This window comes from Microbacterium sp., from assembly GCF_036277215.1.
GTDB lineage: Bacteria > Actinomycetota > Actinomycetes > Actinomycetales > Microbacteriaceae > Microbacterium.
Genome location: NZ_DASUNI010000093.1, coordinates 1 through 11,136, shown reverse-complemented (window position 1 = coordinate 11,136; position 11,136 = coordinate 1). Strand labels below are relative to the sequence as shown.

The following is an 11,136-nucleotide window of genomic DNA, read 5'->3' as shown; positions in this document are numbered from 1 at the left end:
GAACAGGTAGAGGATCAGGATGCCGCCCGACGTGATGCAGATCGCCGCGAACAGCGGCCCGTAGTTGATGGCGCCGTACTCGCCGGAGAAGTTCAGCAACCCGACCTGGATGGTGTTGAGGGACTTCTTCCCGCCGAAGATGAGCGCGATCAGCAGGTCGTTCCAGATCAGGAAGAACTGGACGATCGCGACGGTCAGGACGGCGTTGCGCATCATCGGCAGCCCGATGGAGAAGAAGGCGCGGATCATGGACGCGCCGTCGAGGGTCGAGGCCTCGAAGATCTCGCGCGGGATTGCACGGAAGTACGTGGCCATCATGAACACCGTGAGCGGGAGCCCGCCGGCGGTGTAGATCAGGATCATGGGCAGGTAGGTGCCGGTGATGCCGATGTCGAAGAAGGCGGTGAACAGCGGGAGCACGATCATCTGACCCGGGATCATGATGCCCGCGAGGAACAGCAGCAGGATCGCGGCGCGACCCTTGAAGACGAGGATCTCGAGGGCGAATCCCGCCGCCGTGCCGAGGATCACGATGAAGAAGAGGGAAGGCACCGTCACGATGATCGAGTTCGAGATCGTCGTGGCCAGGTTGCCGGTCTCCCACGCGAGCGGGTAGTTCGACCACTGCCAGACCTCGGGGAAGGCGTAGGACGGGTTGTTCAGGAAGTCGCTGTTGGACTTCAGCGAGTTGATGAACATCCAGAACAGCGGATACGCGGTGACCGTGATGAGGAACGCGATGGTCAACCATGCGGGGATGCGCTTGAGGAACCGCACGAACGCCGCGCCGGGCCCGCCCGAGTGGGAGACGACGGCCCGCTGCGTGTGGACCGCGGTGGTATCGAATGTCGTTGTCATGTCGGACCCCCTTTCAGACGCTCAGGTCGCGACGCGACGAGCGGAAGATGACGAGTGTGACCACGAGGCACATGACGGTCAGCAGGAGCGCGATCGTCGAGCCGTACCCGTAGTCGCTGAACTGGAACGCGGTGCGGTACATGTACAGCGTCAGCGGCGTAGTCGAGTTGCCGGGTCCGCCGCCGGTGAGGGCGAACACCGAGTCGAACACCTTGATGGTGCCGTTGATGCTGAAGATGAATGAGGCGAAGAGGATCGGCAGCGACATCGGCAGCACGATGTGCCGCAGGAGCTTGAACGACTTCGCACCGTCGATGCGCGCGGACTCGATGATCTCGTCGGGGATGTCGAGCAGGCCCGAGAAGACGAGCACTCCGTAGAAGCCGACGGAGCGCCAGACGTCCATGATCACGATCACGACGAACGCGGTGGTTCCGGCGCCGAGCCAGTCCACGGACGACAGACCGACGTTGACCAGCAGCTCGTTCACGAGGCCGTCGACCGGCGCCGACTGGAACAGCTTCTGGTACAGCAGGGCGATCGCCACGGTGGGCAGCACGACCGGGAAGAACACGAGCGTTCGCACCAGCACCGACGACTTGCGCAGGACGAAGTTGTAGAGGAGCGCGAGACCGTAGCCGAGCACGACCTGGAACAGCGTGACCAGCAGCGCGTACTTGATCGTGAACCAGAACGCGTCCCACACGTAGGGGTCCGAGAACAGCCGGCTGAAGTTCTCCAGGCCGACGAACTCGAAGCCCTCGAGTGCGCTGCCGCTGAAGAAGGTCAATCCGAACGACCACGCGACGGGGACGAGGATGATGAGGGTGTAGACCAGCAGCGCGGGTGTCAGCAGGAGCGTGATCGCCTTGCGGTCGCCGAGGACGGACTTCATGGGGGCGCCCTTTCGAGAGCGTGAGCGGGTGGCTCCGAGAGAAGGATGACGCCCCGGTGCAGCCGTGTCCAGCTGCACCGGGGCGCGCGGGTCAACCCTGGTCGAGCGCGTCCTGAACGACCGTCATGAACTCTTCGGGCGTCATCTGGCCGGTCACCAGCAGCGCCGCGTTCGTCGAGGAGATCGAGCTCGCCTTCGCGTTGAACAGCGCCTCGAACCACAGCACGCTGTCGGTGGCGGTCGAGATCTCATCCGCGATCGTCTGCGAGATCTCGGGCAGGTCTGCCGGCTCATCGGAGATGAAGCCGGTGATCTGACCCTGCTTGAGCGCCTCGTTGCCGTAGTTCTCAGTGATGCACTTCAGCCATTCACCGACGCCGGGGCTGTAGGTCTTCGCGCCGAACGTGGCGGGAAGGCCGACATTGGACGGGAACTCCTCGATCGAGCCCGCGCCGCCCTCGACGGCGGGGAAGGGCATGAAGCCGACGTTGTCGGCACCGATCTGGTTCGCGTCGCTGTTGATGTTGCCCAGCAGCCAGCTGCCCATGTAGATCATCGCGGCCTTGCCGGTGAGGAACTCGTTGGATGCCGCGTCGTAGTCGAGCGAGGCGACGTTGGCGCCGAAGTAGCCCTGCGCACCGAGGTCGGCGATCGCCTGGGCGGCCTCGACGTACTCGGGGTCCGTCAGCTTCGCGTCGCCGTCGGCGACCTTCTGCAGTGCGTCGGCGCCGAGCGTGCGGAACAGGTAGCCGCTGACCAGACGCGTGAGCGGCCAGCCCTGCTCGCCCGATGCGGCGAACGCGGTGAGGCCTGCGGCCTTGGCCTCGGCAGCGACGGTCAGGAGGTCGTCCCACGTCTCGGGAACGGCCCAGCCGTTCTCCTCGAAGATCGCCTTGTTGTAGAAGATGCCCTCGATGTTGTACTGGAAGGGCAGGAAGTTGAACGCGCCGCCGTAGAGCTTCTCGATGGTCGAGACGGCACCCTCCGAGATCTTGTCGCGGACGCCGAGGTCGGTGAGGGCCTCGTCGAAGTCGAGCAGGTAGCCGGCCTCCCAGAGCTTCGCGCCCTCGGCGGGGTTGCCTCCCGCGGAGAACATCGGAGGCAGGCCGTCCTGCGTGGCCAGCAGCTGCACCTGGGCGTCGAGGTCCGCCTGCGGGATCGAGTTGATCTCGAGCGGCATCGCCTCCTCCTGGTCGGAGCAGACGCCGTCAGCCAGTGCCTGCAGCACCGGCTCGGTCGTGGTGTTCTCGGCGTTCTTCAGAAACTCGAGCGTGTCGGGATCCTCCGCCGAGCCGCTGTCGCCGCCACCGCCGGCGCAGCCGACCAGGACGAGCGCGCTCGCGCTCAGAAGCGCGAAGGCGCCGATCATCGGCTTCCGAAGACGCCGCGTAGTTGCTGTGGACACATTTCCTCCTCGAAAAGTGGGCGTCTCTTTGAGACGTTTCAATGGGGATGCTAGGTCAGGAAATCAGCCGTTGTCAAGAGTCCTCGCGCTCCGGGGCATGAATTCTTGAAACGTCACAAATTGGTAACGGGTCAGAACTCGGTGACCATGGGCCGGCCGTCGAGGTGCGCGATCATGTTCAGGACGAGGAAGTTCCAGTTCTGGAAGCCTTTCGTCATGATGGGCTCGCCGCTGTCGGGGTGGTAGTACTCGTGCAGGCAGCCGTTCGCGTCCATGTCCTGCCCGAACAGCCGCACGGTCTTCTCCGCCAGTTCGCGCGCGTCGTCCTCGAATCCGTACTTCAGCAGACCGCGGAAGACGAGGTAGTTGCTGATGCCCCAGACCGGTCCCAGCCAGTTCGACGGGTTGTTCGACGCCCGCAGGTCGTACATCTTCTCCAGCCGCGACAGGGTCCGCACGCCGTGGTTGGCATGGAACGTGCGCGGATCGAGGTAGCGCTCGCGCATGCGATCCGCCTGCTCCTGCGAGGCGAACCCCGCCCAGAGCGGGAGGAAGCTCGACCAGTTGTCGACCCGCAGCAGCAGCGAAGACCAGCGCCGCGGCGCTCCGCTGTGCAGCCAGTCCTCCTCGTCGATCGGCCGCAGCGCCAGGTCCACGCTGTAGAACGTGCCGTCCCGCTCGTCCCAGCAGTGGGTGTTCACGGCATCGGCCAGGTTCTGCGCCCGGCCCCGCCACCGGTTCGCCTCGACCTGGCTGCCCGACTCCTCGAGAAGGTAGCCATAGGCCAGCAGCTCCCGGTAGAGCAGGCAGTTGAGGTAGATCGATGCGGTGCTCTTCTGCGGTCGGTAGTACACCGACGGGTCGTTGTCGACGCCGACGGCGAAGTCGGTCTGCCAGTACGCCAGCGCCGTCTCCTCGTGCACGTGGCTCTCGAGGTAGCGCTCCAGGAACAGGCCGAGCGTGTCCAGGTGCGACTGCAGCCACGCGACATCGCCACGGCGCTGCGAGATCATCGCGGCATGCTGGGCGAGCACCGGCTTGTGCATGTTCTCCGCGAAGCCGCCCGAACGACTCGCGTCCCCGTGGGTCAGCGGACCCTCGGGCTTGAGCTGGATCGGCATCACGCCGTCGGCGTCGGTGTGATCGAGGAAGTTCAGGATGCAGCCCTCTTCGTAGGCGAAGAAGCGACCCTTCCGGTCGGTGTCCGCTTCGACCTGGCCGAGCACCGCGCTGATGAACCAGGAGTCCCAGTCCCACAAGGCCGAGGAGTAGTAGGGCGAATCCGGCGTGCTCGGGACGGTGTACGGATGGGTCAGAACCCCCGCCGGCTCCCGCATCATCTGCTCGCAGCTGCGGCGGATGTCTTCTTCGAGCAGGCGCTTCCAGCGCTCCAGCATCATCGCTCCTCTGGTGGGACAGGACTGCCTCAGTCAGTCTGGCATTGAAACGTTCCGATGCGCCAGGGCGCGGCATCCCGACCTGTTGTACAGTTCTGTTCAACGTACGTTCCTCGGGGGCGCGTCGGTGCGCGGGGAGGCGACACGATGGCAAGGGTGGGGATCCGGGAAGTCGCCGCCCATGCCGGCGTCGCGGTCGGCACGGTGTCCCACTACCTGAACCACCCCGACAAGGTGTCGTCGGAGAAGGCCGATCGGATCCGGGCGTCGATCGAGACCCTGGGGTTCGTCCCGAGCAACGCCGGCCGCCAGCTGCGGCTGGGCATCAGCACCGTGATCGGGTACATCGCCCCCGATGTGAGCAACCCGTACTTCGCGGAGATCGCCGAGAGCGTGGAACGCAGGGCATCCGACTTCGGGGTCAGCGTGTTCCTGGCCAACTCACACCGCAGCAGGGAGCGCGAGGATGCCTACCTCCGCGTGTTCGAGCAGCATCAGGTGCGCGGCCTGATCGTCTCATCTCACCTGCCCATCGAGGACCGCCTCGCCGCGGTGCGCTCGCGCGGCACGCCGTCCGTTCTCGTCGGACAGGCCGCCCGGTCGCACGAGCAGGCCTCGGTGTCGCTGGACGACGTCGACGGAGGGCGTCAGGCGATGGAGCATCTGCTCAGCGTCGGATGCCGTCGCATCGCCTTCGTCGGCGGACCGCTCGGCATCCCGCAGGTGGCCGACCGCCTCGCGGGCGCGAGTGACGCCGTACGCGAGGAGCCGGCAGCCACGCTCGAGGTCATCAACGCACCCGACCGCACGATCCGCGGAGGCCGGGACGTCGCCGCCGCGCTCCTCAGCCGGCCGGTGGACCTGCGCCCGGACGGCATCTTCGCGGTCAACGACCTCCTGGCCCTGGGAATCCTGCAGACGCTGGTCGCGGGCGGCGTGCGCATTCCTGAGGAGCTCGCCCTGGTGGGCTACGACGACAACGAGTTCGCGGAGGCGTCCATCATTCCGCTCAGCACGATCCGGGGGCGCCACGAAGGGTTCGGGGTGGCGGTGGTGGACCTGCTGTTCGATGTGATGGAGGACAAGACGGTCGCATCGAGGCACCGGGTCTTCAAGCCCGAGCTCGTGGCCCGCGCGAGCACGCTGGGGTTCGGAGCCCGATGAGTGCGAACATCCGCGACGTCGCCGAGAAGGCGGGAGTGTCGGTCGGAACCGTCTCGAACGTGCTCAATCACCGCGAGAAGGTGTCGCCGGATGCCGTCCGCCGCGTGCGCGAGGCGATCGAGGAGCTCGGCTACGTGCGCAACGACGCCGCGCGCCAGCTGCGCGTCGGGCGCAGCTCGACGGTGGGACTCGTCGTCCTCGACGTGCGCAACCCGTTCTTCACCGATCTCGCCCGAGGGGCCGAGAGCGAGGCCGCCCGCCACGGGCTGTCGGTGATCCTCGGCAACAGCGACGACGACGTCGAGCGGGAGGCGGGCTATCTCGACCTCTTCGAAGAACAGCGCGTGCGCGGCATCCTCATCTCGCCGTATCGCGAGATCGGCCCTCACCTGCGCCGACTCCGGGCGCGCGGCACGCCCGCCGTCCTGGTCGACCGGCGCAGCGAGGACGAGCAGTTCAGCTCCGTGAGCGTCGACGACGACCACGGCGGCTGGCTCGCCGCGAACCACCTCATCGAGACCGGCCGCCGCCGCATCCTGTTCACAGGCGGCCCCTTCGACATCCGGCAGATCGTCGACCGGCAGGCGGGCGCCCGGCGAGCCGTGGACGGCGCCGACGGCGTCGCCTTCGAGACGCTTCCGACACCGGGGGCGAGCGTGGCAGACGGCCGGTCGACCGGCGACGCGATCGCCGCCCGGCCCCGGCAGGACCGACCCGACGCCGTCTTCGCGGCCAACGATCTCATCGCGATGGGGGTGCTGCAGGGGCTCGCAGGCCGCGGCATCCGCGTGCCGGACGAGATCGCGATCATCGGCTTCGACGACATCGTCTTCGCCTCCGCGGCCGTGGTGCCGCTCTCATCGGTGCGCCAGCCGAGCCAGCTCATGGGCGAGACCGCTCTGCGGGTGCTGCTGGAGGAGATCGACGATCCGACGAGCGCGGCCCGGCAGATCGTCTTCGAGCCGGAGCTCGTCGTGCGCGCCTCGACCGCATCAGCGATGCCTGGTCCGGCGACCGGGCGGTAGCGGGTCGCTCACTCGGGGAGAATGGCACCATGATCCGTCTCCCCTTCCTCGACGGCTGGACCGTCGGACCCAAGCTCGGCGCGTTCGAAGCCCCCACTGACGCCACTGCGCCTCAGCCCGTGACGCTTCCGCACGATGCGATCCGCGACCTCGAACGCTCGGCCGACAGCACGCAGGGAGTTCACGCCGGCTACTACCCCGGCGGGGTCTTCGAATATGCGAAGACCTTCGATGTACCCGAGGGCTGGCGCGACCGCACCATCGTGCTCGAGTTCGAGGGCGTGTACCGGGACGCGGTCGTCTTCGTGAACGGCGACTACGCCGCGCAGGAGCCCAACGGCTACAACGGGTTCACCGTCGCGCTCGACCCGTTCCTCCGCTATGGCGCCGCCAACCGGATCACCGTCGATGCGCGATCGCACAAGGACAGCCGCTGGTACAGCGGTGCGGGCATCTACCGTCCCGTGCACCTCGTCATCGCCGACCCTGTGCACATTCCGCTCGACGGCGTGCGAGTCACGACGCCCGACATCGACGACGAGCGCGCGATGGTGGCGGTCGCGACGACCGCCCGCAACACCACCCGCCACACCCGCACGGCGCGTATCCGCTGGGCGGTGCAGGCGCCGGACGGCGCCGAGGTGGTCGAGGACTCCGCACCCCTGACCGTACTCCCCGGCGAGACTGCGACCGCACGTTCGCGTCTCGCGGTGCCGGAGGCGCAGCTTTGGGGTCCGGACAGCCCGTCACTGTATACGGTCGTGACGTCCCTGGTCGACGACGAGGGAACGGTGTTGGACGAGGACCGCACGCGCTTCGGCATCCGCCGACTGCAGCTCGACGCGCAACGCGGGCTGCGCATCAACGGCGAGGTCGTGAAGCTGCGGGGTGCCTGCGTCCACCATGACAACGGGCCGCTGGGAGCGGCCACCCTCGACGCAGCCGAGGACCGTCGGGTGCGACTGCTGAAGGATGCCGGCTTCAACGCCATCCGCAGTGCGCACAATCCGATCAGCCGAGCAATGCTCGACGCCTGCGACCGCCATGGCGTGCTGGTGATGGACGAGCTCACCGACGTGTGGACCAAGTCGAAGACCGCCTTCGACGCGTCGCTCGGCTTCCCGAACCGGTGGCAGCACGACGTCGCCGCCCTCGTCTCGAAGGACTTCAATCACCCGAGCGTCGTCATGTACTCGATCGGCAACGAGATCCTCGAGCTCGCCACCCCCATCGGCGCGAGCTGGTCGCGGCGGCTGGCCGAGGGCATCCGCGAGCTGGATGACACGCGTTTCGTCACGAACGGCATCAACGGGATCATCGCGAACTTGGATCGCATGGGCGATGTCATGACCGATCTCGAGGCGTCCGACCCCAACACGATGATGGCCAACATGGGCGAGAAGATGGCGCTGATGAACGCGTCGACGCTCGTCACGGAGAGTACGGAGGAGTCCGCCGCCGTGCTCGACATCGTCGGCTTCAACTACGCCGACTCGCGCTATGAACTCGACGCGGAGTTGTTCCCGCACCGCGTGATCGTCGGCTCCGAGACCTTCCCCGAGAAGATCGACGTGATGTGGGGCCTCGTCACGCGGCTGCCGCACGTGATCGGCGATTTCACGTGGACCGGGTGGGACTACCTCGGCGAGGCGGGGATCGGTCGCGTCGACTACACCGACACCGAGGGCTATATCGCGACCGGCACGAGCGGTCCCTACCCGTACCTGTTGGCGGAGACCGGCGACATCGACATCACCGGCCACCGTCGCACGGTCTCGTTTTTCCGCGAGATCGTCTACGGTCTTCGCAGCGACCCGTACATCTCGGTGCACCGGCCCGAGCACCACGGCCGCCCGACCGCGACGACACCCTGGTCGTGGAACGACACGATCTCGTCGTGGACCTGGGACGCGCCCGAGGGCGCACCAGTTGTGGTGGACGTCTACGCCGCGGCCGACGAGGTCGAGCTCCTCCTCGACGGAGCATCGGTCGGCCGGGCACGCGTGGGCGATGAGAAGGCCTTCGTCGCCCGTATCCAGACCGAGTGGAGGCCCGGCGAGCTCGTCGCCGTGGCCACCGCCGGCGGTGTGGAGGTCGGCAGGCACAGTCTGCGAACGGCGATCGGCGCGGCCTCGCTGGCGGCGACCGCGGAAGAGCCGGAGGTGAACGCGGACGGCCTCGGCTTCGTCCAGATCGCGCTGCTCGACGAATCGGGCACGGTCTTCGACCACACCGACAAGATCGTGACCGTGGCGGTCGACGGACCGGGTGTGCTCGCGGGTCTGGGCACGGGCCGCGCGCGCACCGAGGAGCCGTTCGCCGGCCCGTCGGTCACCACCTACGACGGCCGGGCGCTCGCGATCGTGCGACCTACGGGACCGGGCACGATCACAGTCACGGTCGAGGCACCCGGGTTCGCGCCGGCCACCGCGGAACTGGCCGTGCGCCGCTGAGCCGCGGCGGAGCGGTCGAGCGCGGCGGATCGGCTGATCAGTGTCCGAGGGAGTGAGGAGAATCGGAATCGACAGCGAGGAGCCGAAATGTTTCGAGGGTTGACCACGATCACCTACTCCGCCGACAACGTCGACGAAGCGGCCCGGTGGTACGCCGAAGTGCTGGGAGTCGAACCCTACTTCCGCAAGGACTTCGCGGGAGCTCTCGCGTACGTCGAGTTCCGGTTGGGCGACTACTCCCATGAGTTGGGCATCCTCGACCGGCGATACGCCGGCGAGACCCCCGCGACACAGGGCGGAGTCGTGGCGTACTGGGCCGTTGACGACGTCGCGGATGCCTACGAGCGGCTGCTCGGGCAGGGCGCGACCCCGCACATCCCGGTGACCGAGCAAGGGCCGGGCTTCGTCACGGCGTCGGTCTACGACCCGTTCGGCAATGTGCTCGGCGTCATGTTCAACCAGCACTACCTCGACGTCCTGGCGGGCGAGACAGGCGACCCGTCGTAGAAGTCGCTCGCCGCGCGCGTATGCGCTTTCCGGCATCTTGCAGGGCTACGCCGTGATGCGCGCCTTCTCCTGCTGGGCGGAGCCGAATCCGAGGATCAGGTACCCGATGAAGGCGAACAGCCACAGCAGGAAGATCGAGGAGACCATGAATGCGGGCGTTACCTCTGCCCGACCCGCATCGCCTACCGTGGAAGAAGGCAGGAGTGGACGGCCCGCATCCGGGTTGCCGGCCGCGCGAGGATCGCGCATTCCCGCGAGATGCTCCCGACCCATCCCCGCTCGAAAGGACAGCCATGAAGGTCTCCGCGTCTTCGGACTGGCGAGACGGGATCCCGTTCGAGTCGCCGGTCCTCGTGGCGGATGTTCTGCCCGGCGACGCAACCCGCTGCTCGGTGTGCGGAGGCGATTCCGCGCTGCGGCCGCGTACCGAGCTCTGGGCGATCAAGCACCGGCATCCCAGACATCACGACGGCTACGTGCGGTTCTACTGCCTCGAGCACCGGCCGGCCGTTCAGCGGATCGAGGCTGCGCCCACGCGCGAGCGACCCGCGGCGCGGAGCGCCCGCAGACCCGCCGCGGCCCGAAGCGTACCCCTGGCCGAGAAGCCGCGTGCGCTCTGTCCCGACTGCTTCGTGGAGATCCCGGCGACCGGGGTGTGCGGCATGTGCGGGCGAACCGTCGCCTGAGTCACGGGGTGGGCAGCGCCCCGTTCAACGTCGTGAGGGCAGCGCGAGGCGAATGAAGGCGAGCGGCTCGAGCGCGACGGCCGTAGACGCGCCGTCGAGCACCACCGTGAGATCCTTGGCCCGATCGTCGAGGTTCGCGACGAGAACGACATCGCCGCTCCCGCTGCGCGCCCCGACAGCCCACGCAAGGCCGTCCGGACTGCTGCCCCACAGCAGACGGGCATTCGGCCCGTCCAGCTCGCGGAGCGCGGCGAAGGCTGCGGCGACGGGGAACGGCTCGCCCGCGGACGAGCGGACGCCGCGGGGTCCCCACTCCTCGAAAAAGGCGATGCTCGCGACCCCGGGCACGGCGAGCGCCGCTGCGCTCGCGATGGTCCAGGCGGCGAGTTCGGGCGCACTCTGCCTCGGATCGTCGGCACCGGTGAAGGCGGCGCCGTAGCCATCCCCTAGGTCGTTCCGGGACGGCATCGGCTGCGGCGCGGTCGCGACGTCGTTGAACCTCGCCCGCAGGGCCACGGGCCCCACATGCACGGGCAGCCCGTCGGCGAGCTCGACCGCCTGCAGCGCGATCGTCCGCTGCACGGCGACCGACTCGACGAGCTGCTCGGTGCCGGTCGAGTGGAACAGCGGTGTGGTGCTGAATCCGATCCCGTCGACGTCTCGCGGGATGATCGCCCATTCTCGGTTCAGCTCCGTGAAGTGCGCACGTGATCCGGCGATGATCGGGACCCGCAGACGGGCGTCCT

9 protein-coding genes and 1 pseudogene are annotated in these 11,136 nt (G+C 67.7%); 5 read left to right on the top strand and 5 right to left on the bottom strand.

All coding sequences use genetic code 11. From position 1 onward, the window contains the following. From VFX99_RS04745 to VFX99_RS04730, 4 genes are all read right to left on the bottom strand, one after another. Positions 1–858, bottom strand: an 858-nt coding sequence (locus VFX99_RS04745) for a carbohydrate ABC transporter permease (protein ID WP_329665164.1), incomplete at its 3' end; no start/stop codon positions are given. Positions 859–871: 13 nt separating this feature from the next. Further along, on the bottom strand, positions 872–1,753 hold the full coding sequence (locus tag VFX99_RS04740; RefSeq protein WP_314504458.1) for a sugar ABC transporter permease: 882 nt from the start codon (positions 1,751–1,753) through the stop codon (positions 872–874). A gap of 91 nt (positions 1,754–1,844) precedes the next feature. Next, positions 1,845–3,158: an ABC transporter substrate-binding protein gene (locus VFX99_RS04735; protein ID WP_329665163.1), complete on the bottom strand. Its 1,314-nt coding sequence runs from the start codon at positions 3,156–3,158 to the stop codon at positions 1,845–1,847. 131 nt (positions 3,159–3,289) lie between these two features. Then, positions 3,290–4,555: an MGH1-like glycoside hydrolase domain-containing protein gene (locus tag VFX99_RS04730; protein ID WP_329665162.1), complete on the bottom strand. Its 1,266-nt coding sequence runs from the start codon at positions 4,553–4,555 to the stop codon at positions 3,290–3,292. A 147-nt stretch (positions 4,556–4,702) separates the two neighbouring features. Between VFX99_RS04730 and VFX99_RS04725 the strand changes: the two genes are divergently transcribed. The 5 genes from VFX99_RS04725 (at position 4,703) to VFX99_RS04705 (ending at position 10,390) form a co-directional block, all read left to right on the top strand. Continuing rightward, the gene (locus VFX99_RS04725; RefSeq protein ID WP_329665161.1) at positions 4,703–5,719 is read left to right on the top strand and encodes a LacI family DNA-binding transcriptional regulator; all 1,017 of its coding nucleotides are present in this window, start codon (positions 4,703–4,705) and stop codon (positions 5,717–5,719) included. Next, complete coding sequence (locus VFX99_RS04720) at positions 5,716–6,744, top strand: LacI family DNA-binding transcriptional regulator (protein WP_329665160.1); 1,029 nt, start codon at positions 5,716–5,718, stop codon at positions 6,742–6,744. Before VFX99_RS04725 ends, VFX99_RS04720 begins: the two co-directional genes overlap by 4 nt. A gap of 29 nt (positions 6,745–6,773) precedes the next feature. Further along, positions 6,774–9,197, top strand: coding sequence for a glycoside hydrolase family 2 TIM barrel-domain containing protein (locus tag VFX99_RS04715; protein WP_329665159.1), 2,424 nt, complete (start codon positions 6,774–6,776; stop codon positions 9,195–9,197). A 99-nt stretch (positions 9,198–9,296) separates the two neighbouring features. Then, positions 9,297–9,704 carry a VOC family protein gene (locus VFX99_RS04710; protein WP_329665158.1) on the top strand — a complete coding sequence of 136 codons (408 nt, stop codon included), beginning with the start codon at positions 9,297–9,299 and terminating at the stop codon, positions 9,702–9,704. A gap of 293 nt (positions 9,705–9,997) precedes the next feature. Continuing rightward, entirely contained in the window at positions 9,998–10,390 is a 393-nt protein-coding gene (locus tag VFX99_RS04705) for a glucose-6-phosphate dehydrogenase (RefSeq protein ID WP_329665157.1), read from the top strand. A gap of 24 nt (positions 10,391–10,414) precedes the next feature. On the opposite strand, the pseudogene VFX99_RS04700 reads toward VFX99_RS04705, so the two are convergent. Further along, a pseudogene (locus VFX99_RS04700) lies at positions 10,415–11,136 on the bottom strand (hypothetical protein); the annotation flags it as partial.